Origin of the sequence: Bacillus sp. JJ634 (genome assembly GCF_036962285.1) — a bacterium.
Classification (GTDB): Bacteria; Bacillota; Bacilli; order Bacillales; family DSM-1321; genus Peribacillus; species Peribacillus asahii_A.
On record NZ_JBALMU010000057.1, the window covers coordinates 1 to 24,259 of the forward strand.

Annotated in this window: 18 protein-coding genes, 3 pseudogenes and 2 riboswitches; of the genes and pseudogenes, 6 read left to right on the top strand and 15 right to left on the bottom strand. The window is 37.9% G+C overall.

Translation table 11 applies throughout. The features are described 5' to 3' along the window. Positions 1 to 373 precede the first annotated feature (373 nt). The 8 genes from V7068_RS10460 to V7068_RS10495 form a co-directional block, all read right to left on the bottom strand. Entirely contained in the window at positions 374 to 1,675 is a 1,302-nt protein-coding gene (locus V7068_RS10460; protein WP_499712675.1) for an NCS2 family permease, read from the bottom strand. Positions 1,676 to 1,777: 102 nt separating this feature from the next. After that, positions 1,778 to 1,879: riboswitch (purine riboswitch) on the bottom strand. A gap of 312 nt (positions 1,880 to 2,191) precedes the next feature. Beyond that, positions 2,192 to 2,341 (bottom strand): hypothetical protein, encoded by a 150-nt coding sequence (locus V7068_RS10465; RefSeq protein ID WP_053594876.1) that lies wholly within the window; start codon positions 2,339 to 2,341, stop codon positions 2,192 to 2,194. 407 nt (positions 2,342 to 2,748) lie between these two features. Then, on the bottom strand, positions 2,749 to 4,269 hold the full coding sequence (guaA, locus tag V7068_RS10470) for a glutamine-hydrolyzing GMP synthase (RefSeq protein ID WP_499712707.1): 1,521 nt from the start codon (positions 4,267 to 4,269) through the stop codon (positions 2,749 to 2,751). A 170-nt stretch (positions 4,270 to 4,439) separates the two neighbouring features. Then, a riboswitch (purine riboswitch) is annotated at positions 4,440 to 4,541 on the bottom strand. A gap of 29 nt (positions 4,542 to 4,570) precedes the next feature. Next, a complete protein-coding gene (locus V7068_RS10475) occupies positions 4,571 to 6,709 on the bottom strand; it encodes a DUF4129 domain-containing transglutaminase family protein (protein ID WP_499712676.1) in 2,139 nt (712 codons plus the stop codon). Continuing rightward, on the bottom strand, positions 6,699 to 7,850 hold the full coding sequence (locus V7068_RS10480) for a DUF58 domain-containing protein (RefSeq protein WP_499712677.1): 1,152 nt from the start codon (positions 7,848 to 7,850) through the stop codon (positions 6,699 to 6,701). The genes V7068_RS10475 and V7068_RS10480 overlap by 11 nt, the downstream gene beginning before the upstream one ends. Next, complete coding sequence (locus tag V7068_RS10485) at positions 7,850 to 8,806, bottom strand: AAA family ATPase (protein WP_499712678.1); 957 nt, start codon at positions 8,804 to 8,806, stop codon at positions 7,850 to 7,852. The genes V7068_RS10480 and V7068_RS10485 overlap by 1 nt, the downstream gene beginning before the upstream one ends. 399 nt (positions 8,807 to 9,205) lie before the next feature. Beyond that, on the bottom strand, positions 9,206 to 9,400 hold the full coding sequence (locus V7068_RS10490; protein WP_499712680.1) for a hypothetical protein: 195 nt from the start codon (positions 9,398 to 9,400) through the stop codon (positions 9,206 to 9,208). A 40-nt stretch (positions 9,401 to 9,440) separates the two neighbouring features. Next, positions 9,441 to 10,922 carry an aldehyde dehydrogenase family protein gene (locus V7068_RS10495; protein WP_252282905.1) on the bottom strand — a complete coding sequence of 494 codons (1,482 nt, stop codon included), beginning with the start codon at positions 10,920 to 10,922 and terminating at the stop codon, positions 9,441 to 9,443. Positions 10,923 to 11,201: 279 nt separating this feature from the next. Here V7068_RS10495 and V7068_RS10500 point away from each other — a divergent pair, with 279 nt between their 5' ends. Continuing rightward, complete coding sequence (locus V7068_RS10500; protein WP_499712681.1) at positions 11,202 to 13,052, top strand: sigma-54-dependent Fis family transcriptional regulator; 1,851 nt, start codon at positions 11,202 to 11,204, stop codon at positions 13,050 to 13,052. Positions 13,053 to 13,302: 250 nt separating this feature from the next. Here V7068_RS10500 and V7068_RS10505 read toward each other — a convergent pair whose 3' ends face one another. Continuing rightward, positions 13,303 to 14,808 carry a DHA2 family efflux MFS transporter permease subunit gene (locus tag V7068_RS10505; RefSeq protein WP_499712683.1) on the bottom strand — a complete coding sequence of 502 codons (1,506 nt, stop codon included), beginning with the start codon at positions 14,806 to 14,808 and terminating at the stop codon, positions 13,303 to 13,305. Positions 14,809 to 14,971: 163 nt separating this feature from the next. On the opposite strand from V7068_RS10505, the gene V7068_RS10510 reads away from it, so the two are divergent. After that, a complete protein-coding gene (locus V7068_RS10510; protein WP_499712684.1) occupies positions 14,972 to 15,844 on the top strand; it encodes a TetR/AcrR family transcriptional regulator in 873 nt (290 codons plus the stop codon). A gap of 222 nt (positions 15,845 to 16,066) precedes the next feature. On the opposite strand, the pseudogene V7068_RS10515 reads toward V7068_RS10510, so the two are convergent. After that, positions 16,067 to 16,231: pseudogene (locus V7068_RS10515) on the bottom strand (biotin/lipoyl-containing protein); the annotation flags it as partial. Here V7068_RS10515 and V7068_RS10520 point away from each other — a divergent pair. Continuing rightward, positions 16,225 to 16,436: pseudogene (locus tag V7068_RS10520) on the top strand (lactate utilization protein LutB domain-containing protein); the annotation flags it as partial. The pseudogenes V7068_RS10515 and V7068_RS10520 sit on opposite strands and share 7 nt — an antisense overlap. 16 nt (positions 16,437 to 16,452) lie before the next feature. Next, a pseudogene (locus V7068_RS10525) lies at positions 16,453 to 16,842 on the top strand (LutC/YkgG family protein); the annotation flags it as partial. 233 nt (positions 16,843 to 17,075) lie between these two features. Here V7068_RS10525 and V7068_RS10530 read toward each other — a convergent pair. Further along, complete coding sequence (locus V7068_RS10530; RefSeq protein WP_499712685.1) at positions 17,076 to 18,467, bottom strand: sensor histidine kinase; 1,392 nt, start codon at positions 18,465 to 18,467, stop codon at positions 17,076 to 17,078. 5 nt (positions 18,468 to 18,472) lie between these two features. After that, complete coding sequence (locus V7068_RS10535; protein WP_499712687.1) at positions 18,473 to 19,147, bottom strand: response regulator; 675 nt, start codon at positions 19,145 to 19,147, stop codon at positions 18,473 to 18,475. 411 nt (positions 19,148 to 19,558) lie between these two features. Here V7068_RS10535 and V7068_RS10540 point away from each other — a divergent pair, with 411 nt between their 5' ends. Further along, positions 19,559 to 20,116: an iron transporter gene (locus tag V7068_RS10540; protein ID WP_499712688.1), complete on the top strand. Its 558-nt coding sequence runs from the start codon at positions 19,559 to 19,561 to the stop codon at positions 20,114 to 20,116. Positions 20,117 to 20,192: 76 nt separating this feature from the next. Continuing rightward, positions 20,193 to 20,726 carry a hypothetical protein gene (locus V7068_RS10545; RefSeq protein WP_499712690.1) on the top strand — a complete coding sequence of 178 codons (534 nt, stop codon included), beginning with the start codon at positions 20,193 to 20,195 and terminating at the stop codon, positions 20,724 to 20,726. Between the two features lie 366 nt (positions 20,727 to 21,092). Here the strand turns inward: V7068_RS10545 and V7068_RS10550 are convergent, their stop codons facing one another. The 3 genes from V7068_RS10550 to V7068_RS10560 all read right to left on the bottom strand — a co-directional run bounded on the left by V7068_RS10550 (position 21,093) and on the right by V7068_RS10560 (position 24,247). Continuing rightward, on the bottom strand, positions 21,093 to 21,866 hold the full coding sequence (locus tag V7068_RS10550) for an IclR family transcriptional regulator (protein WP_499712692.1): 774 nt from the start codon (positions 21,864 to 21,866) through the stop codon (positions 21,093 to 21,095). A 144-nt stretch (positions 21,867 to 22,010) separates the two neighbouring features. Further along, positions 22,011 to 23,153, bottom strand: a complete 1,143-nt coding sequence (locus V7068_RS10555; protein ID WP_499712693.1) for a CaiB/BaiF CoA transferase family protein — start codon at positions 23,151 to 23,153, stop codon at positions 22,011 to 22,013. 287 nt (positions 23,154 to 23,440) lie between these two features. Then, positions 23,441 to 24,247 carry an enoyl-CoA hydratase/isomerase family protein gene (locus tag V7068_RS10560; protein WP_252288630.1) on the bottom strand — a complete coding sequence of 269 codons (807 nt, stop codon included), beginning with the start codon at positions 24,245 to 24,247 and terminating at the stop codon, positions 23,441 to 23,443. Positions 24,248 to 24,259: the final 12 nt, after the last annotated feature.

Sequence of the window (24,259 nt, forward strand, 5' to 3'; positions counted from 1 at the left end):
TGTGTGCTCACTTAAAAAATTAACGTTGGCGCTTTGTTTTGTTCAGTTTTCAAAGAGCAATTTCCGCCACCTTGCAGAAGCGACTTTTTAAATATATCATTTACTTGAAATTAAGTCAACACTTTTTTAGAAGTATTTTTCTTAAACATTGTCTCGTAAACGCTGTTTTAATAAGATAACATTTTATTTTCATCCCGTCAATCGAAATTTCAAAAAATCTATCCATTTTATATTTTCATCATTCTTACATTAATAAAATTTTTATTTTCAAAGCATTATGTTACCCACAATAAAAAAGAGAATTGAATAGAGACAACTCGCAATTCCCTTGCGTCTCTCCATCCAATTCTCTTTTAAAAATGTTTTTTTCGTATTATTTCAAGAAGATGAAATATAGAACAAAGATTACAAACAATCCGTACATGATTGGATGTACTTCTTTCGCTTTTCCTTTCATTATCATTGTGATTGGGTAAAATACGAAACCACAAGCAATACCAGTAGCAATCGAATAAGTTAATGGCATCATAACAACTGTGAAGAATGCTGGAACAGCTACTTCAAATTGATCCCATTTAATTAAGCGAAGTGATGAAACCATCAGTATCCCAACAATAATTAACGCCGGAGCTGTTACAGCTGATGTAACAACCGCTAATAACGGAGCAAAGAATAAAGCTAAAATAAAACAGATACCTGTTACAATTGCTGCAAAGCCACTACGAGCACCTGCTGCAACACCAGAAGTTGATTCAACATAAGACGTTGTTGTAGATGTACCAAGAATTGAACCTGATACAATGGCAAGTGAATCTGCAAGTAACCCTTTACCCGCTCCCGGAAGTACGTTATTTTTCATAAGTCCCGCTTGTTGAGCAACAGCTACTAACGTACCAGCCGTATCAAAGAATGAAACAAATAAGAATGTTAAAATCACGACTAGTATGTCTACTGTAAACAAGCTGCTTACATCAGTAAATGCTTCAAACGCCGCTCCAAAAATTGGAGTAAGACTCGGAGCAGAACCTACAACCGCTTCAGGAGTAGAAACTAGGCCAAAGATTCCGCCGACGATTGCTGTAATAACCATCCCCAAGAAAATACCGCTCTTAATTCCTTTTGTTAATAAAATAATCGTAATAACAATCCCGAATATAGCTAGTAGTGTATTACCTGTTAACTCTCCAAATCCAAGCAATGTATCTGGATTATCTACAATAATTCCTGAACCTTGAAATCCTACAAATGCAATAAATAAACCAATCCCAGCCCCAACCGCATGTTTTAATTCTGCTGGAATCGCGTTAATGATTTTTTCACGAATACCTGATACTGATAAAAGAACGAACACAACCCCAGAAATCAGTACCCCTGTTAAAGCCGTTTCCCAAGGAATTTTCATTCCCAAGACAACACCGAATGTAAAGAACGCATTTAGCCCCATACCTGGCGCAAGTGCAATTGGGAATTTTGCAATTAACCCCATCAGTATGGAACCGATTGCAGCTGCTAAAGCGGTTGCCGTAAATACCGCTCCTTTATCCATGTTAGCCATTCCTAATATATTAGGGTTAACAGCCAAAATATACGCCATAGCTAAGAACGTCGTAATTCCGCCGATAATTTCACGGCGATAATTCGTACCTAGTTCTTCAAACTGAAAGTATTTCTTCATTCCCTAGTCTCCTCCGCAACGTCATATACGAAAAAAGCTCCGTTCTCTACCGAACGGAGCTTAACTACATGTAAAAGAGGGCTTTACAAATGCTACATCTATACCTAAATTCTTTTACATCGTAGTCAAACTGTTCACGGCAGCTTGGTAGAAACTTTCGGACCATATTTCCGATATTATACGACGAAACATTATTAATTTAATAAATATAGGTATAGTGTAACAATTCCTAATACACACGTCAACATCCAAGACGAATGTTCTGATAATTAAATCAATTATCGTTCGTGATTAGATTATTTTTCCTCTTTGCAAGAAATTAATATACGGAATTTACAAGGAGTTAACCCTATTATTCCCACTCAATTGTTGCTGGCGGCTTACTCGTAATGTCATACACCCCGCTCACTAACCATTGATACATAAGTGTTTTACGCTTTTTATCAAAACAGAAAAATCCGTTCAATTCTTGTACTCAATTGTAGCAGGTGAACCCCTTGTATGTTTTCATTCATATTATTTATCTGTTTGTTCCTGCTTCTTTTTCAAATACTCCGCACGTATTTTTTCAAGTTGCTGCTTTTTATCAAATTTGGCAGGCTTGTGTTTTTCATGATATTTTGTCACAGCTACCTTACCTTTGGTATCCAATTGATATTTCCCCACTTTGTTCACCTACTTTTCTTGTCCTTAAAGAGAATCTATTCAACAAATATAATATCCCTTATTTTACTGAAGTAAACCTTATTAGTGTACTGCTAACCTTGCATATATCCGTAAAAACATTAAAAACTTAGTAAAATAATTCATCGCCAAATCGTAATTCATTATACTTATCTTTACGACCTTGAATTTGCTGGTTCATTTTAAAATCATCAATCAAATCACTAATTTTGACCAAAATAAAAACCCCCCTTCTAGTTATTTGTTATAAATAACTAGAAGAGAGTTTAATTTTTGAAATATAAATAGTTGTACGTTAATCACAATACTAGTACTTAACAATTACAATTCAACTTAGACATTAGTATGACTGCGTTTATAACCTGTTTAGATTATATTATTCGCAAGTCCTACTCCCACTCAATTGTTGCTGGCGGCTTACTCGTAATGTCATACACCACGCGGTTTACATGAGATACTTCGTTAACAATACGTGTTGAAATCGTTTCAAGTACCTCCCACGGAATACGTGCCCAGTCAGATGTCATTCCATCGATAGACGTTACTGCACGAATACCGATTGTATAGTCATACGTACGACCATCCCCCATAACACCTACACTGCGGATGTTCGGAAGCACTGTGAAGTATTGCCAAATATCACGGTCTAATCCTGCTTTTTTAATTTCATCACGTAAAATAAAATCAGACTCGCGAACAATCTCCAATTTGTCCTCTGTAATTTCACCTAACACACGAATCCCTAATCCTGGACCTGGGAATGGTTGACGCCATACAATCTCATCCGGAATACCTAGCTCTGTTCCAAGAGCACGTACTTCATCTTTAAATAATGTATTAAGCGGCTCAATTAACGTAAACTGCATGTCCTCAGGAAGCCCGCCAACATTATGATGTGATTTAATCGTTTGAGCAGTTGCTGTTCCACTCTCAATAATATCAGTATATAGTGTACCTTGAGCTAAGAAATCAATACCTTCTAATTTCGTTGCTTCATCATCGAACACATAAATAAACTCATTACCGATAATTTTACGTTTTTTCTCTGGGTCTGAAACGCCTGCTAGCTTGTCTAAGAAACGATTAGCTGCATCTACTTTAATGACATTCATATGGAAGCCTTCACTAAAGGTTTTCATTACGCCTTCCGCTTCTCCTTTACGCAGTAGACCGTTGTCAACAAAAATACATGTTAATTGGTCACCAATCGCTTTATGGATTAACACAGCTACAACAGACGAATCTACGCCTCCGCTCAATGCACATAAAACCTTTTTATCACCAACGATTTGACGGATTTTCGCTATTTCAACTTCAACAAAGTTTTCCATAGACCAATCACCTTTACATCCACACACTTCAAATACGAAGTTTTTCAAAAGGTCATTTCCATATTCTGAATGACGCACTTCTGGGTGGAATTGCACCGCAAATAAATTACGCTGACGATCGCTCATTGCCGAAATTGGACAAGATGCACTTGTTGCATCTACTTGGAAACCTTCTGGTGTTTCAACAACTAAATCACCATGGCTCATCCAGACAGTTTGCTCTTTCGGTAAGTTAGCAAATAAGGCAGAATCATTTTGAACATTAAGAATCGCTTTTCCATATTCACGATGCTGCGCTGGTTCTACTTTCCCGCCATAATATTGCGTCATCAATTGCATCCCGTAACAAATCCCAAAAATCGGTAACCCTAATTCAAAAATCGCTTCATCGCAACGGAAAGCTGACTCATCATATACGCTGTTTGGTCCACCTGAAAAGATAATTCCAGCTGGATTCAATTTTTTAATTTCTTCAGCTGTAATCGTATGTGGATGTAATTCACTATATACACCAAATTCACGAATACGACGTGTAATCAATTGGTTATATTGACTTCCGAAATCAAGTACTACGATCATTTCTTGGTTTATTTCTGTTTTCCCCGGCACTATCGTCACCTCAACTAATGTATTTTCACTTGAGTCTTTCGAATCAAGTAATTACTTTTACTATTTCCATAACCAGAATATTATCATAAAAAAACTAGAAATATGCCTTCATCATAACAAAAAGGCAGATTTCTAGTTTACACGTTGAAATCCGCCTTCATAGTCAAATCATTTCCGGTGATTTGGTAGATACTTTCGATCCGTATTATCGAGGATATATGAAGGGCTCTATACGTTTTACGGTCATTGTATCAGTATAATAAAAACAAGGTCAAGAGCTAGTTTTTCTCATTAAGGTTTCCCAGCTCTCTTGAAGCTCCCTCCATGCTTCTCCTTCTTCATCTCCTCTATAAAGAATTATTTCATAGCGATGTGTCAGTTTGGTCATTAGATTTGTATCATAGACCGAATCAATATAAGCAGCATATTCACGAAATGTTTGCCCATCAAGACGCTTTAATCCCGCACGATGCAGTTGTTTAACAAGCACTTCATATGCTTCAGAAAAACAAATGGATTTTCGTTTATAACGAGTAATCAGTAAACGTGGCACCCATTTTCGACGAGTAAGAAATAAGCTAAGTACAACGATAACTACAGTCCCTAAGCTTATCCAAAATGGCTTCATAATCGCGATAAATTCCCCATTTGTTCCTCTTTGTTCACTGACAGCATTCTTCTCTTCTCGCTGCAGTGTTTCGGCTTGATCTTCACGTACAGTAGAATGTTCCGTATCACGATGAGTTGTCCTGTCTGAATTAATAAATTCCGATTCACTCGAAAATCCTTTCGTTGGTTCAAAAGGAACCCATCCAATCCCAGAAAAATACACTTCCACCCAAGAATGTGCATTATTATTCGTTACTTGATAAATAACCTCCCCTTCTTTAACCGTTCGCTCCCCTTCCGTATACCCCTTTGCCCATCTAGCTGGAATACCTGCCGCTCGCAGCAAAACAACCATTGAAGTCGAATAGTTATCACAATAACCAATCCTTGTTTCAAATAAAAACTGATCCACATAATCTTGATCCTTCGCTGGATAAGGAATGTCCTCCTTTGAATAGACAAATTCCGGTTGATCGAAGTAATCTTCTACAGCCTTCACCTTATCGTACCAATTTGATTGATTCTCTGTCAGTTCCCTCGCTAAATCATACACTCGACTCGGGATACTATCAGGCAGCTGCGTATATAAGTCCATCAATACATCCATCGTTTCATCAGCCTCTGTTACTTTTCGGAATTGCGCCAAATCATAACGCGGCTGCTCATAATTCACCATATACTCACTTATATCTTGTACATTTCCATCCGCCGTCTGAGGTGTTAGTTTCTTTAGATTCGGTTCATATAGAAAAAATGAGACCCCATCCGCCTTCACATTTTTCAAATAACTCCCTGCCGGATAAAGAATATGTCCTTGATCCTCCATAATAGATATCGATACCGCGAGTGCTTTTGTGGCTACTTGCTCCGGCCCCTCGTAATTCTCTAGCTCTGTCAGCTCGTCGCCATTAGCTAGCGGAAAGGCCGTTCCTTCTCCAACCGATGAAACCCATCCTTTCCCGGTATATACATTCTTACTTTCTACCTTCCAATAATGATCTGGCGTTGCTGTATGATAAAACACAACGGACGAATCAGGCTCAATAGAACCCCCAAGTTTTGAATCATCCTCACTATATCCAACCTTACTAACGGAAGCTGCACTGTCCTCTCCCTTTGCCTGCTCAGAAAAGGATTGAATAAAAGGAATGGGGTCTGGCCACTGTGGACCAGGCTTTGGCAAGAGAAGACCCATTGATACAAAAAAGGCTACCATAACAATAAGTGACATAGACCATTTCCCTAACAGGCGGAGCGACAACGCTGGAAACAGATGAACTAGTTTCATTACTCCCAATATCATAACCCCTGCTATGACGACTCTAACGATGGCTGCGTTCGCATTATAAAGAGTAAAAGTATCCAAAATAGCTAAAAGAATAACCGTCATACTAAAAAAGAAAAACAGATTGCTCTTCATATAAATCCAATAATGAATCAAGTACGTCACAAGCCATAACAATGCAAAAAATAATAAGGTCCGAAACGAATTGGTCATAAGTACCCAATCGCCACTCCATACATAAGCTATATTGACTTCAAGCTCTCCTATCGAAAACAGTGTATCATCATATAACATATATACAACTGCAGCTATATATCCTATTAACACAACAGAACGGGCAAGCCAGTGAAAAGAAAAGAAGTGAACAGCTAATGATAAAATGATAAACAGAATAAACACTTTCATATTCCCTGTATCCGTCAGTTCCGAGACCGGACGCATCCATTCTGTAAGGAGAAAAAATGAGAATACATAGATGAATAGTTGTATTATATTTTCGACTCGTTTAGGCATCATTCTTACTCGCTCCCCCGGTTTGCGATATCAGAAACTGCACCTGTACGCCTTGTTTCAAAGCCACTTCCTGCACTATGTAATCTTCATCTTTTACCTGTTCCTTCACGACAAAACAAGTAACCGCTTGGTTATTCCTATACGCATATATGTGTTCAAGCTTTTCAAAGGTTAACTGAGTCGTCATCACAATAAGCTTCGCTTGATGCATCCCCATTCGAATATCGCGAGGTAAACTTTGATTCAAACTTGGCTGTACACGAGCTAAATGATAAAAAATCTCTCTCTTGTGCCTCTCCCCTTTACTTGTTGGCAGATATACATTCTGCATGGAATCAATCCAGCCAATCTGTATCCCTCGCTTTAGCGCCGCATGAACAAAAGAAGCAACGAAGGACACCATTTCTTCAAATGAGTCCGTATAACTTTGATCTAAAATAATATAAAAAGTTTCCTTCCTTTGCTCATCGAATTCTTTCGTCATGAGCCTATTCGCTTTTGCAGTCGCTTTCCAATTAATCCAAGAGAGCTGATCGCCGGCCTGATACTCTCTCACACCAGAAATGAAGGATTGGCGGGAGCGTGCTCTTTGCGAAAAGCCTTGCTCACCGCTCCATAATCGATTAAATTCCCGATAACTTAGCTCATGATAAGCCGGAAAAACAAGAATGGTATCCTCCGTTTTAAACATTTGTTCCTTGTGAAACAATCCTAGTACATCACCGGTATGTAGACGTATCCCTTGAAAAACGTGCTCCCCACGCGGAACATGCTCTAATGTATAATGCCAAGTCAACGTTTTTGTAAAGCCAACAAATAAAAGAGATTGCGGCGGCCTAAGCGATGTCCCTTCTATCTGCTCCTCTACTAATAAATACAGAAGAGGAAATCGGCTTTTTCGTGTCACTGTAACGTAAACATCCACTGCACTTCCAACTGAATATTCTTTCTTGGTAATCTTTCGCTCCACCGTATATACATGAAACGAATGAAAAGACAACGCCAGTGAATAAAGAACAAAAGGGCACACGGCATAAAACAAAAACCAACTCACAAAACTACCTTGAAACATCGTAAATATAAACATAGCTAGAAGCAAACTAAACAGCCCTATCACTTTTGTATATCTTTTCACGTTCTTCATCACGTAGCCACTCTCTTCACTGGCACGGAAGTCGTCGAAAGAATATCTTGAAGAATAAACGCAGCATTTTCTGCAGAATATTGTGCTTCCGGTTGTAAAATTAATCGATGACCAAACACAAATGGCGCTAAATACTGAATATCATCCGGAAGCACATAATCCCGGCTGCGTAATAGCGCATAAGCTTGAGCCGCCTTCATTAAAGCTATCGACCCACGCGGACTCACTCCTAAATAAATACGAGGATCATTTCGTGTTCGATGCGCAAGGTCAATAATATAGGCTTTCACTTTATCATCAACCACGACATCCTTTATCTCTGCTTGCAGCTGTAATAACTCCTCTAAACGAAGTACTGGCTGCAGCTCCTGAAGCGGTGAATAACAGCCTGCCCGTCGCAATACTTCCATCTCTTCCTCCGCAGTCGGATATCCCATTTTCAGTTTTAATAAAAAGCGGTCAAGCTGCGCTTCCGGAAGCGGGTACGTCCCTTCATGTTCAATCGGATTTTGCGTCGCCATTACGAAGAATGGCTGCTCTAATTTCCTCGTTTCTCCATCAATCGTAACACTGGCTTCTTCCATTCCTTCTAGCAGTGCTGATTGCGTCTTCGGTGAAGTTCGATTAATTTCATCAGCTAAAATAATATGTCCCATAATCGGCCCAGGACGAAAAATAAATTCCTGTTCCTTTGCATTAAAAATAGAAATACCTGTTACATCAGATGGCAGCAAATCAGGTGTAAACTGGATACGCTTAAACGTTGCTCCAATCGATTTCGCAAGAGCCTTTACGAGTACGGTTTTTCCCACACCCGGCACATCCTCAAACAGTACGTGCCCCCCTGCTAGTAAAGCAACTATACTTAATTCAGCGACTTCCCTTTTTCCACTCATAACTCGATCAATATTGTTCAGCACTTTTTCTAGTTTCAGATGTATTTGTTCTTGCATCATATTCTCCCCCCTGCCCTCTTAAACTAGTTCGACTAGCCCCAAACATAATCCTCCATACAGTCTGGCTATAACTATACAATCTTATTTTTCTATTAAGCTTATCTCATTCAATTTATGTTGTTAATTTTTAAAACATAGAATAGACCGCGAATAATAGAATCGATATTCCTTATTCGCGGTCCATTCTATAATAGATATTTTTGACAAAAGGCAGAATACCCATGAAAATACCTTGCATGACGAATGTACTTTTACTTGATTTACCTCTGTATAAGTACATTCGCAAAATTTAATTAAACGTTTGATTAAATGTTTCAACTGAAAGAATCAACTAATTAGTAAAAAACCCCAGGAAAAAGAGTAATCTTCACCTCTTTTTCCTAGGGCTCGTCTTTTCCCTTAAACACACTTCTGTGAGACTAAGTACCGCTTAACTACTTCTTCTGTTTCATCTTCTGAACTGAGTCCAAAGTTATCTTTCATCATTCGAGTAACCGCAATGATTTGGTTATCTTCTATTCCAGCCTTGATAAATGCATTGACTACGTATATAACTGTTTCACTACTTTCTTTTTGCCGTACCCAGCTCGTCATTTGAATTTTTAAAAAACCTCCAAATCATAAAAAGGTGATATTAATTTAAGTTAATCCACACACTCTTCACTTCCGTATAATTATCAAGCGCATAGCTTCCCATTTCTCGGCCAATTCCACTTTGTTTATATCCTCCAAAAGGAGAGGCAGCATCAAAAACGTTATAACAGTTTACCCATACCGTACCTGCTTTTAATTGATTCGCCACATAGTGAGCCTTCTTCACATCCTGTGTCCATAAACCAGCTGCTAGGCCATATTCAGAGTTGTTTGCGCGACGGATGACATCGTCTAAATCTTCAAATGGCATAGCAGACACAACCGGTCCAAAGATTTCTTCTTTCGCAATTGTCATCTCATCATTCACATCAGCAAAGATCGTTGGTTCAACAAAATAGCCTTCTCCTTGACCATAAACACCACCCGCTACAACTTCTGCTCCTTCTTGCTTTCCTAATTCAATATATTTCCCTACTCGCTCTAATTGCTCCTGAGAAACTAATGGCCCTATTTGGGTAGAAGGATTAATCCCCGCCCCCTGCTTAATGTTTTTAGCATGGGCAGCTAAATCTGCAACTACATTATCATAAGATTTCTTTTGAATATAAAGACGTGAACCGGCACAGCAAACTTGGCCTTGGTTAAACATAATACCCATTAGAGCTCCAGGTATCGCTTTACTCATATCCGCATCCGGTAAAATAATATTAGGTGATTTTCCACCTAGCTCAAGAGAAATCTTTTTAACTGTTCCTGCCGCTTGGCGCATAATCATTTTTCCGACAGATGTTGAACCAGTGAACGCAATCTTATCTACGTCTGGATGATCGACAAGCGGTGCCCCAGCCGTTTCTCCAAAACCTGGTACAATATTAAGAACTCCAGCTGGGATGCCAGCTTCAAGTGCTAGTTGACCTAAATATAAAGCTGATAACGGTGTTTGCTCTGCTGGTTTTAACACAATTGTACATCCTGTAGCAAGAGCTGCTCCTAACTTCCAAGTTGCCATAAGCAGAGGAAAATTCCACGGAATAATTTGTCCTACTACACCAACTGGTTCATGACGTGTATAGTTAAAATAGTTACCTGCAACTGGAATCGTTTGTCCCATAATTTTCGTAGTCCAGCCAGCATAATAACGAATATGATCGATAGCAAGAGGTACATCCGCATTTCTTGTTTCATTAATAGGCTTCCCATTATCTAAAGTCTCTAACTGCGCTAATTCTTCTTGGTGCGCTTCCATTAAATCCGCTAATTTATAAATAAGACGACCGCGTTCAGAAGCACTCATCTTTCTCCATGGACCGTTTTCAAAAGCCTGACGAGCAGCTTTTACTGCTCTATCTACATCTTCTGGTCCTGCTTCACTCACTACAGCCAACACTTTTCCATTAGAAGGATCAAGAGTTTCAAAAGTTTGGCCAGAAGCGGCTTCTACCCATTCCCCATTAATCAAAAGCTTCTTCGTTCCCTTTAAAAACTCCTGTACACGCGGCTTGATTGATAATGTTTGTTCCATCTAAAAGATCCCCCTTAAATTAACTATGTTGGTATCGCTTACAACTATTTATATATGCAAGTCCTATGCCAAAATTAAAGACCTTTGATCTTCGCATCACATCATTTTTAAACATATACACCTGTTCCATAATGGAACAACTTCATGTACCATCCTGGAACAGATGTATAAATTTAGAACAACGCACAAAAATTCTACAGTTTTCTACCATTCTGCTATAATAGTTCTTATATTTGATGATTTTTCCGGAATATTAAACAAACTGCGAGGTGTCATTCTATGTCTATCGATTTCAACACATCTAAAGGAATAGTCCCTAACCATATTCAAGAATCATGGAAACGTTGTTATTCAAATGGACTTGACCCTACAACAATCGATAAAGACCATATACTTGGAGAATATGAACTAACCCAATACTACGATAAATATGAGGAGCTTCTTTATTACTCCTCTTCTATTTTAGAGGATGTGCACGATTCCATTCGCGGGACGGAATTTCTTCTATTAATCGCTACACCTGAAGGATATATCATCGATACCGTTGGAGAACCTTCTTTTATTAGGCATGCTGATAACGTCGCTTTAAGAAAAGGAGCCAATTGGCTGGAAGAATCGAAGGGAACCAATGCAATTGGTACAGCTATTGTAGAAAAAAGCTCTGTACTTGTTCACGGAAGCCAGCATTTTTGGGAGAATAATCACTTTCTTACTTGTGCCGCAGCTCCTATTCTTGATTCTAAAGGACAACTTCTCGGCATTTTAAATTTAAGCAGCTATCAACAAAACTATCATCCACTCACATTAGGTTTGGTCAAAAGAACGGCTCATAGTATTGAACAAGCTCTGTTACTAGCTCATACTCAAAGGCAAACAAAAAACTTCACAAAAGACCTTGATTTTATTTATAATCATCACCCTGCCCCTCTTATTACCGTTAATAAAGAAGGCACAATTACAAGAGTGAATACGGCAGCAACCCGCACAATTGGTTATTCAGAACAAGCTGCGATTGGTAAACCGATTTCCAACATTCTAGTAGAAGTGAATCCTTTAGTGCCAGAGCAAAAATTTTTATTAAACAATCAAGTATTTACTCCCCACATTCTTACTAGTGATTATCGTGATCAGTCCTACATGCTTTTACGAGGAGAAACAAAACAACAGAATACTGCATTAACGAATCGTTATCACTTTACCGATATTATTAGCCAAGACTCTAAAATGAATGAAATGATAGCCATTGCGAAAAGAGCAGCAATTATAGATATAAACCTTCTGATTTCTGGTGAAACAGGCACAGGGAAAGAGCTATTTGCTCAATCTATTCATGGTGCGAGCCTCAGAAGCAATCAACCCTTTATCGCCATTAACTGTAGCGCTATCCCCGAAAGTTTATTAGAAAGTGAGTTATTTGGATATGAAAAAGGGGCCTTCACAGGAGCCAAAAGCCAGGGACAAGCAGGTAAGTTTGAAGCAGCAAACGGCGGGACTCTGTTCTTAGATGAAATTGGGGACATGCCCCTGACTGCCCAAGCCGCCTTACTTCGAGTGCTGCAAGAGCGTTGTATCACACGTATCGGAGGAACGAATCCTCGTCCTATTGATGTACGAATTATTGCGGCCACTCATAAAGACTTACAAAAGGAAATAGAGGCGGGACGTTTTCGTGCCGATTTATATTTTCGTCTCAATGGATTTACGTTAAAGCTTCCCCCTCTACGCAATCGTACAGATTTGCTTTTGTTAGCCGAACATATTTTATCTCAGTTACCCTTCAAAAAAGAAAACATAGAACTAACCGAAGATGCCAAAGCCTTTATTACCGAATATGAATGGGCAGGGAACTTCCGACAATTACAAAATGTATTACAGCAGGCCGCTTTTCTAGCCAATGAGAGTCGTATTACGAAATCCTTGCTTCTTTCCCTTTGTCCCTCTTCAGTTGAACCAATAGAAAAAGAACAAACAAAAAGCCAACAGATTATGAGTTTGCGAGAACATGAAATAGCTCTTATTCAACAAGTATTGGAACAAACAGAGGGGAATATTAGTCGTGCCGCTAAGCAATTGGATATTGGCCGTAATACGCTTTATCGGAAAATGAAAGAGTATAATCTTATGTTATAATATTCAAAAAGCGCCCCATTTAAGGGCGCTTAATTAATGAGCATATTTCTTTTTCATCTCTTCTTCTTCTTTCTCTTTAATCAATTCCTTTAGCCCTTCTCCATATGTTTCATAGTTGATTTGTTCCTTCTTTATATTTAATGAATCGTTTAACAAAGCCCTATAAAAAATAGAATCTCATAAAATAAACAAAGCCTCCAAGTTGGAAAGTTTAAATACTTCCATGCCTTGGAGGCTTTGTGATTATACTTTAATTTGTAGCCGGTTCTGGTGTTTCACTTTCTTCGATTTTACGAACCGCTTCTTCACTAACATCCACTCTCTTTAAGAAGAACGCTAAAATTAACGCAACAATGTTCATGCCTAACGCTACTAAGAATGAATATTGAATACCAGCTAATAACGCTTGTTGACCTAGCAGCGTCATTGCTTGCTCCGTTGCTGTAGCTGGGTCAACACCAGCCATTAAACTTTCCGCTTCATTTGTTGTTACATGGTTCATAATCGTTACTAAAATAGCTGTACCAATTGAACCTGATACTTGCTGTGCCGTGTTGTTTATCGCTGTACCATGCGGATTTAAACGTGTCGGTAATTGGTTTAAACCGTTTGTCATAATAGGCATCATGACCATCGACATCCCAAACATACGAAGTGTATAAATCATAATAATATAGGTGTATGATGAGTCAATTTGTAGCTCTGCTAATAAATAAGTAGAAATCGCTGTAATACCTAAACCTATTAGCGCTAATAGACGAGGGCCCATTTTATCAAATAATTTCCCGGTAATCGGTGACATAATCGCCATAACAATGGCCCCCGGCAGCATCATTAACCCTGAATCTAACGGTGAAATACCACGAACACTTTGTACATAAGCAGGTGTTAAGATCATCCCTGAGAACATCGCCACTGCATTAACCATCGAGATAATCGAGCTTAACGTAAACATTGGATATTTATATACGCGTAAATCTAATAACGGATTCTCTAACTTTAATTGACGCATAACGAAGACGATTAACGCAACCGCACCGACAATTAAGGTTGTTACTACCAATGTATCGGTCCAACCATCTGAGCTCGCTGAACTGAAACCATATAATAAACCACCAAAACCAATTGTAGATAAAATAACCGAGAAATAGTCGATTTTAGCGTTTTTATTTGTTTCCATTACATTGTCTAACTTCCAAATCGATAATAGTAGACTAATAATAGCAAGCGGTAAAATCATTTCAAATAGTACGCGCCAATCATGATGCTCTACAATATACCCTGATAAAGTAGGTCCAATTGCAGGTGCACTAATCATGACTAAACCGAAAATCCCCATTGCTGCACCACGTTTTTCACGCGGGAAGCTAATAAGCATTACGTTCATTAATAACGGCCCCATAACAGAAGACCCTGCGGCTTGAACCATACGTCCAGCCAATAACACTGCAAAGTTTGGTGCAAAAGCAGCCATTGCCGTACCTAAGGTGAAAATCACCATCGATGTAATATATAAGCTACGGTTTGAAAAGCGTGTAATTAAAAATGCTGAAGCCGGGATTAAAATCCCACTTACAAGCATATAGCCTGTAGCAAGCCATTGAACTGTTGCATAATCCTTAATTTCTAGATCTACCATAATGGATGGCAGTGCTACGTTTAATAACGAGTTATTTAGAAATGATACAAAGGCACCAACGAATAAAACGGCAATCATCAAATACGACGGCTTTTTCATTTGATCCATTGAATTCATATTTTCTTTCCCTCTATTTCTTTATTTAATTTTTTGTTCACTCGAGAATTTTAAACCCTCAGTACAATTTTTTCAAGCATATTATACTAATGGTTTAAAATTATTGAGATTCAACTCGAACAACTTTATACTAAATGTATATAAAACGCTCGATGGAGGAATTATGAATAACCGTAAAAGACATGTAGCAAATGTAGCATTACGATTATTTGTTGAAAAAGGTATTCAACAAACATCTATACAAGAAATTATTGAGCAAGCAAATATATCCAAAGGAACTTTTTATAATTATTTTTCATCTAAAAACGATTGTATTGCCGAAATTTTAGAAGCATTACGATATGATGCCAGTCAAATTCGAATGGAAATGCAGATTGGGAAAGATGAAGAAGATCGTCAAATTTTGATTGAACAAATCTCGATTTTAATCCAATTGAATGAAGAATATAATTTAAATGCACTATTTGAAGCCATTTTAAGCTCAAATGAAAAGGAACTAAAAAAGTTAGTGATGCACCACCGCATTTATGAAATGGAATGGTTAGCTAAGCGGTTTACAGAAGTGTTTGGACAGCATATTGAGGAATACTCCTTTGAATGTACCATCTTATTTTACGGAATGATGCAACATATAATGTTTACAATGCGCGTTACAAATATGCCTCGCTCCATTCATCAAGTTGTGGATGTTATCCTTTCTTATATGGAGCTGATTATTGCAAAAATGATTGAACAAAATAGTAAGTTAATTGATCAATCTGCCATTCATCTATTACGCGCAAATGTCGATCGACGTATTATCACAGTGGAAGAACTAATGGAATTAGCACAACATATCGAAAAAGAAGCGACTTTTACTCAAGAACAACAAGATTTATTTACTGTAATTATCTCGGAGTTAAAGCAAGACCGTATTCGTAAAAGTGTCCTACAACCATTACTAAAACCATTTCAACTAACATTTATGAAAACTCCTCTAGAAGCACAAGTGAATACCTTTACAAATATGGTTTGGTATTTCTTGAAAGCGTTATAAACTTTAATTGATGTAATGAAGTTTTCAATAAATAAAAGAAAAAACTCACATAGATCGAAGAATACAAAAAACCTCTTACCAATTTGAAAATGGATAAGAGGTCTGGTCTATATCGTCGAGCTAGTATAAGACTAGTTAATCGCTCATGCAACCACCGCATGCCGCTCATCTAATGTTCCATGAATTCACAGAACCCCAACATTTGAGATGGAACCTAAAATATTATTCTAAGTCAATCAATAAATCACCCGTCGAAATAGCGTCGCCTGCTTGCGCGTATACTTCCTTCACAATACCATCTTTTGGCGCCTTTACTGTCGTTTCCATCTTCATTGCCTCCGTAATCAGTAAATGATCTCCTCGCTTTACTGAGCTACCTAATGAAAGCGTTCGGTTTGGGTGCCTCTTCCCCAACCTTATATAATATGGCCAAAAAATGGCATCACCAGTAATGTCACCATTTATAAAAGATAATAAAATCTCAAACGGCCCAGGTCCATTAAAAGCTTGGACAGAAGCAAGGGATTTCCCAGCTCCAAACAAAGGGAATTTCCGTGACTGGTTCAAAAATCATCCAAAAGGAGGCCAATAATAATGAACGGTATAATCCACAAGCAGGCATCAATGTGTATGTGTGGAACTATGAACAGCCAGAAGAAAACATCTGACAAGCGGAAAAAGCAAACGTCGGTATCACCATTAGCGAAATCACATTAGCTGAATCAGGAACAGCTGTACTATTTAGCAACAAAGACAGAGGAAGAACAATCAGCTTTTTACCTAAAAAGTCGATTATTTTAATTCCCAAAAGTACAATTGTTCCACGCATGACACAAGCAGCAAGATGGATTCGGGGAAAAATTCAAAGCGGCGAAAAAATCGCTTCATGCATCAATTTCATCACAGGACCAAGCAACTCTGCGGATATTGAAATGATTCCAGTAGTTGGCGTACATGGGCCAATTAAAGCTACTTATATTGTCATTGAGGATCAGTAAAAAACAAAAAAACAGGCATGCACGTACTAATTGACGTTTATGCCTGTTTTAATGTTTGATTAATGATTGCTTATTTCGGCTTAATTTTTTCATTTAATCAATCGTTTGATTAAATATTACGATATGCCATAGATGCTCTGAGGTTGGCTTCTTTGACGAGCATTGTGCTAGCACTTAGTACCATTGATTTTGCCAACTAGAAAAACGAAATCGTTGGTTAAATTATAAGTACCTCAACTAGCATGCAATTTTACAATCACTCTAGTTCCTTTCTGAGGCTTGCTACGAACCTCAATCGTCCCTTGGTGAGCTTCTACGATCCATTTACATAAAGATAATCCCAATCCTGTTCCTCCTTGACTTCTTGATCGGGAATCGTTCACCCGATAAAATCGCTGAAAGATAAAAGGTACGTGTTCCGGTGGAATACCGATTCCATAATCAATGACTTCAATATAAATTAAATCTTTTTTATTGCATGCCTGGATTTCCACCCTTCCACCTGCTGGGGTGTACTTAACTGCATTCTCCATCAAATTAATAAACAATCTTCGCAAGAGATCTTCATCTCCGTAAAGAGTGAATGGTTCGGGTGTTTGAATACTCAACTTAATTTGTTTTTTACTGACCATTGATAATAAGTGATTTCTTACATATTCAAGTAAGCACACCCCGTCAACTGGTTTTCTCTTTATCTGATTTGAATTATCTCTCGACAAATATAAAAACTTTTCTACCATATCAGATAAATAGATGACCTCTTCTAAAACGGAATGCAGGACACGTTTGTATTCCTCTTCTGATCTACTTCTATTTAAAGCAACATCCAATTCTCCTCGTATTATTGTTAAAGAAGTCCGAAGTTCATGAGACACATCGGAGGTAAACTGTTGAATTTGAGTGAAAGAGAATTCTAATCGATCGATCATACGATTAAGAGTTATACATAAACTCTGCAGTTCATCTTTCGGCCCTTCAATAGGGAGCCGCTCATGTAAATTTGTTGCCGTAATTTGATTAGTAGTGTTAATAATTTGATGAATAGGCTTTAACGTTTTTTTCGAAATCAACCACCCCATGACTATTGAAATCCCAACAAAGTCGAAGGTAAGAAATAATAGAATGTGTTTTAAATTCAAAATGGATACTTCCAATATTCTACTGTATGTTGCCACTGTGACTTGATAATTCACTATCCCTTCAGAATTCATAGGCGCTGACATTGCCCGGATCGGTGTATGATTGAACTCGGTATTCCAAACTGAAAAATTCCCATCCTTCTTCTCTAACACATTTGAGCGTTTGATTCGTTTGCCATGCAAGTTATGAGATTGCGCAATGATTTGACCTTTTTCATTTTCAACCTGCCAATATATTTCCTCTGTATTAACCCCTGCAAAACTTGGCAATCCATTTATGTGTTGTTCAATTTCAGAAAACGAATCCTTTTTCTCTAAACAATAAGTAATTAAACTAAGCTCTCTGGCCAGCATCGAATCAACTTTTTTAATCAACATATCTGAAAATGTAAAATACAAGAATCCACTAAATAGGAATAAACCAATCATAAACATCATCGAATGCCAAATTGTCATTCTCCATCCGATACTTTTTAAAAATTTCATGAGGTCTATCCTTCTTCTTTGATTAAATAGCCTACACTATAAACCGTATGTAGGAGCTTTAAATCAAAGTTTTTATCGATTTTATTCCTTAAGTGATTAATATAAACATCAACTACGTTCGTTCCTATAGTGTAAGCATCCATCCATACATGTTCTAAAATCAAAGTTCGAGGTAAAATTTTACCAGCATTTCTCATCATAAATTCCAAAATCGCATATTCCTTATTGGAAAGAAAGATAGGTAGCTCTCCTCGAGTCACTTCTCTCGTGGAGGGATTCAACTTCAAATCTGCTATTTGTAAAAGAGGTGATGCCTTTTCTTGTTTTCTCCTTAACAGACTACGTACGCGTGCCAATAATTCCGTAAAGGCAAAAGGCTTTGTCATATAATCGTCCGCTCCTAAATCGAGCCCCTCTACCTTATCAGTCACCGAATCTTTGGCACTGAGAATAAGAATAGGAACATTTATTCCATTCACTCTCAATTCCTCGATTAACTGAGCCCCGTTTTTCTTTGGAATCATCAGATCGACAATTAATAAATCATAATCTTCAGCATAAGCCAGCTCATAGGCCGTTTCACCATCGTTCGCTACATCTATTACATAATAGTGCTCTTTTAACCCTTGTGATATAAAGCGAGCTACTTTTATCTCATCTTCAACCAATAGCAATCGCATACTATTTCCTCCAGCAAAACTGTTTTTACAATCTAATAATGATAATCATTATCTGAATTTTCTACAAATATATCCTAGATTAATATGAATGGTCAATCCGATAATAGTTACCATCTTGAAGACATTCCGAAACAGCAGGATGAAAAATTAATTTTTTTTAATTTTTTTTTAAAAGGTTTTTAATTTTTTTTTTGTAGCATAACAACAACAATCGATAATGATTATCATTAATGTTTTTTGGTTTCCAATACTATTTAGGAGGAATATACGATGTGAATAGAAATAGTTAGTAACTGAAAGAACATCTATAGATACAACAGGATGGTCTTGATGAAAAAATACTTAAAAGGCATGGACCATCAGGAATGCAATGATTAAAACACCCTTGAATCCATATATGGAGGTAATTTTATGAAAAAATTATTATTGCTTTTAGTATCATTAGCAATTCTAGTATTATCGGCTGCGTGTACCAATCAGAAAGATAAGGTTTCTGAAAACGATGAAAAACATGAAGAAGCTGGAGAAGATGTAACAATTGGCGAGATTGATAAAAACGGAATGGAGATTCATGCTGTTTATATGCCCCATTCAGTTGAAGTAGCACCAGTTGAACATGGAGGAAAAGAAGGAAACATTCATTTAGAAGCAGACATTCATGCAACGAAGGATAATAGTTTTGGATTTCATGAAGGTGAATGGATTCCATATCTAACAATTAATTATGAAATTCGCAATCTAGATACAAATAAAGTGATAGAAAAAGGACAGCTTTATCCAATGGTGGCAGGCGATCCGCATTATGCCTCAAATGTTCATATTCCGCAATCAGGCAATTACGAATTAACTTATAAAATCAGTGCACCTGATTTAGCTCGACACGCTGAAGATGTTAAAGGTTTCTACGAACCTATGACATTTAAATGGAAATTCAAGTATGGAGAATCTAAAGAAGCGTCTAATTATTAATGGATATTTAATATATAGCTTTAAAGCAGAAATTCAATGTGGACATTAAAAAATTAATTTATTAAGAGGTAACGGTATGAAGAGATCAATCAATACTATTTTATTTAAATCTCTAGTTGTGCTCATGAGGATATTATTTGGGGTGGGATGGTTTTCAGCCGGATTAACCAAAATGACAGGTAAAACAGGGGAAGCATCATGGTACGACCAACCTACTGTGTTCCTCACAGAATATTTGACAAAAGCATTGGATAAACCGAACGTTCCAGAATTTTATAAACTCTTCATTGATGGGATAGCATTACATCATGTTCCATTTTTCAATTACACAATACCCATTATCCAAATAATTATGGGCATATGCCTAATAGTTGGATTTATGACATTACCTGCTATTTTTATTTGCCTATTCATGCAAATTAATTTCATCCTTTCTGGCAATATGAATTGGATTAGCTTAACGCTCTATACATCTGCGTTTGGATTGTTATTCTTTAAGAAAGATGCTTTGATTTTAAGTTTAGACCGATATTTTAAAATTGAAGATTTCTACAAAGTAAAGAAACTTAACTATGCGAGATGGAATAAACGAGAAGAAACAGTACTTTAAAAATAAGCTATGCTAAACAATATTGTTGACTTTTATATGGTATAGATTTAGGAGCAGACCCATACTTGCTGGGATTTATCGTACTATTTACACAAGGTACCGCACAAATTAATTGTATGTAGTATTCCACTTTATTACTGGATGCACGAAAAAAAGATCGAGAATTATTAACAAAAGCAGCTTAAGTATGACGAAAAAGCCCTTTCATTAAGTTGAGACTTTGAAAGGGCTTTTTTAATGAACAAAATAATTTCTTTTGTCGAGTTAATGGAAGAGAAAGTGGGGACAACTTTTCCTCCTCATTCCTGAATCACTTCTTCAATCGAACACTCTGCAAATTTGAAATTCGACATCACTTGACACACTTTAGTACAATTGTTCCTCGATTGTACGCGCAGCACTCGTTACAAGCGAAATTAAATGTTGCTCTTCAAAATCTTTATAACGTACATCCGGAATAACGATGGTCACCGATGCAATAGCATGACCTGTAGGTGTTAAAATTGGCGCAGCAACTGAATGTGCACCCTTAACCCGCTCACTGTAACTAATTGCAAAACCCTGCTGTTTGATAACCTCCAGACTATCTTCTAACGCCTCCTTCGACAGAAGCGTATTTTCCGTAATCGGGTTAAAGACGACACTAGCCATATATTGCTCGAACTGCTCCTTTGGTAAAAATGCAAGTAAAACTTTGGCTGAAGCACCTGCATATAAAGGTGCTGTATCCCCAACATAGGCTTTGGCTGCCAACGGATACTTGCTCGCCAAATTGTAAATACAACGTCGTTCATCACCGTCCACAACACTCAATGACACACTTTCACCAATTTCTTCATTTAATGCCTTTAAAATTGACTCAGCGGCTGTCACTATACTTGACTCTTCTTCAACAAGTCGACCTAAATACATAAGCGATAGGCCTAACTGATATTGTTTTGTACGCTCATCCTTATGTAAAAACCCTTCGTATACTAGCGTGGAAACAAATCGTTGCAAACTTGAAATGCTAATGCCTGTCTTTTTATTTAACTCTGTTAGCGAAAGACGAGGTTCCTCCCGTGTAAATGCCTTTAATACCTTAATGGCCTTGTGAAGTGACTGCATTGTATAGTTTTTATTGAAAGTCTCCTGATCCATCTCATCACCTCATTTAATAAAGCAATTCTCCCTTTATCGTACCAAAAACAGCGGAGAATGGGGGAATATAATTTATCCCACTGTTAATGAGCGTTGAGGCCTCCTCTCACCTAGGAGAGGGGCCTATTGATGGAGGTTTTCTCTTTATGCCCTTTTGGACAAAAGGAGCTGATCTGTGTGCTCTCCTAAAATTGGCGGTGCACCCTGATAAGCTATATTTAGTCCCGAGCGCTGCATTGGATTTTTGACAAACTTCACCTTCCCATACTGCGGGTGCTCTATTTCACCAATTAAATCACGTGCTATGACCTGTGGCTGGGTCAACGCTTCTTCAATTGTATTCACACATCCTCCTGGAATCTTATAGTGTCGCAGCTTCTCAACCCAATCTTCACGTGTTCGTGTTACCATAATGTCGCTAATTTGTCTAACGAGTTCTTCTTCATTTTCTTTACGGCTTGTATTTGATTTATAACGTGGATCATTTATCCACTCTTCATGACCCAGCATCACACAAAGCTTTTCGAACTGACGATCATTGCCTGCGCATACCATCAGAGGACCATCTGCGCATTGAAATACTTGATAAGGTGCCACATTATTATGGCTATTACCTAAGCGCTTCGATACCATCCCTGCATTCAAATAAGCACTAGCCACATTAGCAAGACTACTAATCTGTACATCAAGCAGCGCAAGATCAATAAATTGCCCTTGATTCGTTAAATCACGCATGCGTAATGCACTTAGTACACTAATAGCTACATAATGTGATGTTAAAATATCTGCAATCGGAATACCCACTTTGGTCGGCTCTCCATCAATTGGACCTGTTACATCCATTAAACCACTCATCGCCTGTACGACAGGATCGAAGCCTGGCTCATAGGCAAGCGGCCCTGTTTGTCCAAAGCCCGTTACCGCACAATGAATAAGACGCGGATTGATTTCCTTCAACACATCATAATCAAGCCCCATCTTCTTCATATCACCTGTTTTAAAATTTTCAAGAACAATATCTGCGTCCTTAACAAGTTCTTTAAATTCAGTGCGCCCACTCTCTGTCTTTAAATCTAGCGTAATTGATTTTTTATTGCGATTGGCGCATAAATAATAGGTGCTTTGCCCTTCAATAAAAGGACCCCAATCACGCATACTATCAGAGCCTTCCGGATGTTCAATCCGAATCACCTCGGCCCCTAAATCCCCTAGTATCATGGAACCTGCAGGAGCTGCATATACACGGGATAAATCTAGTACTCGAATATTTTCCAGTGGTTGTATCATCACTTTCACCCTTATCGATTATTTTCCTGTACTGTTAATTGTCCTGAGGTATTCACTTTCTCACCTTTTATTCCAATTGGAATATCTTTCACTTTCCATAAGAACTGCCCAGCATAGACAACGCCAACTACAGCTAGGGTAAATTTATACGAACGCTGTCCTTGCCTTTACTTAAGACTTTATTAAACAATATTATGGATTATACGATTGGGGGCTCCTGCTTGTATGAAACCGCGGTCTCATACAAGCAGGAGCCAAACATCAACAACGTTCTGTAATAGAGAGTCCTACTTAAAAACAGCTTTGCGTTTCTCTACAACTGCAGCCACGCCTTCTTTATAATCATCTAACTCAGTTACAATCGCCATTGCAGATGAAATATAATCAAGGGATGATCGTAAATCCATCTTTTGACTTTGATACACGGCACGCTTAATAAACTGAAGCGTTGTTGTCGGTCCATTTGCTAGCTTCGTTACATAGTCTAATGTGAATTGCTCTAATTCGTGATCTGGAACAACAAACGTAACAAGGCCTTTTTCCTTCGCTTCTGCTGCCGTTAAGACACGTGCTGTCCAAAGCATATCAAGCGCTTGATCAATCCCAACAAGCTTCGGTAAATAATAGGCCCCGCCATCTCCTGGTACAATCCCTACATTAATGTAACTTTCAGAAAACTTAGCTGATTCAGCGACAATTCGAATATCACACATTAAGGCCATATCAAGCCCTGCTCCAAATGCAAAACCGTTCACTTGGGCAATCACCGGCTTATCAATTTCCTCTAGTAAAAGCGGGATGCGTTGTACGCGTTTCCATAAGGAGTTTTTACGTGCTAAACCTGTAGAAGTAATATCTGTTTCGCTTTCAAAAAATCCTTTACCAGAAGTCATCGCCTTTACGTCGCCGCCTGCACAAAATGCTTTACCATTCCCTTTGACAATGACAGCGCGAATATCATCGGAATCTCGGACTGTTTCAAGGGCACGAATCCAGTTTAAGATCATTTCTTCACTAAATGCATTCATCTGATTAGGTCGATTTAACGTAATCGTTGCAATGTGGTCCTTTACTTCAAATAATAAATCAGCCATTCTATTTCCCTC

Bases quoted from the DNA above. Each gene is read 5' to 3' on its own strand.
- V7068_RS10535 (WP_499712687.1), bottom strand. From the start codon at position 19,147: ATGCGATTGCTATTGGTTGAAGATGAGATAAAAGTAGCTCGCTTTATA.
- V7068_RS10560 (WP_252288630.1), bottom strand. From the start codon at position 24,247: ATGGCTGATTTATTATTTGAAGTAAAGGACCACATTGCAACGATTACG.
- V7068_RS10540 (WP_499712688.1), top strand. From the start codon at position 19,559: ATGAAAAAATTATTATTGCTTTTAGTATCATTAGCAATTCTAGTATTA.
- V7068_RS10495 (WP_252282905.1), bottom strand. From the start codon at position 10,922: ATGGAACAAACATTATCAATCAAGCCGCGTGTACAGGAGTTTTTAAAG.
- V7068_RS10475 (WP_499712676.1), bottom strand. From the start codon at position 6,709: ATGATGCCTAAACGAGTCGAAAATATAATACAACTATTCATCTATGTA.
- V7068_RS10505 (WP_499712683.1), bottom strand. From the start codon at position 14,808: ATGAATTCAATGGATCAAATGAAAAAGCCGTCGTATTTGATGATTGCC.
- V7068_RS10500 (WP_499712681.1), top strand. From the start codon at position 11,202: ATGTCTATCGATTTCAACACATCTAAAGGAATAGTCCCTAACCATATT.
- V7068_RS10490 (WP_499712680.1), bottom strand. From the start codon at position 9,400: ATGACGAGCTGGGTACGGCAAAAAGAAAGTAGTGAAACAGTTATATAC.
- V7068_RS10530 (WP_499712685.1), bottom strand. From the start codon at position 18,467: ATGAAATTTTTAAAAAGTATCGGATGGAGAATGACAATTTGGCATTCG.
- V7068_RS10480 (WP_499712677.1), bottom strand. From the start codon at position 7,850: ATGAAGAACGTGAAAAGATATACAAAAGTGATAGGGCTGTTTAGTTTG.
- V7068_RS10485 (WP_499712678.1), bottom strand. From the start codon at position 8,806: ATGATGCAAGAACAAATACATCTGAAACTAGAAAAAGTGCTGAACAAT.
- V7068_RS10555 (WP_499712693.1), bottom strand. From the start codon at position 23,153: ATGATACAACCACTGGAAAATATTCGAGTACTAGATTTATCCCGTGTA.
- guaA (WP_499712707.1), bottom strand. From the start codon at position 4,269: ATGATCGTAGTACTTGATTTCGGAAGTCAATATAACCAATTGATTACA.
- V7068_RS10550 (WP_499712692.1), bottom strand. From the start codon at position 21,866: ATGGATCAGGAGACTTTCAATAAAAACTATACAATGCAGTCACTTCAC.
- V7068_RS10460 (WP_499712675.1), bottom strand. From the start codon at position 1,675: ATGAAGAAATACTTTCAGTTTGAAGAACTAGGTACGAATTATCGCCGT.
- V7068_RS10510 (WP_499712684.1), top strand. From the start codon at position 14,972: ATGAATAACCGTAAAAGACATGTAGCAAATGTAGCATTACGATTATTT.
- V7068_RS10545 (WP_499712690.1), top strand. From the start codon at position 20,193: ATGAAGAGATCAATCAATACTATTTTATTTAAATCTCTAGTTGTGCTC.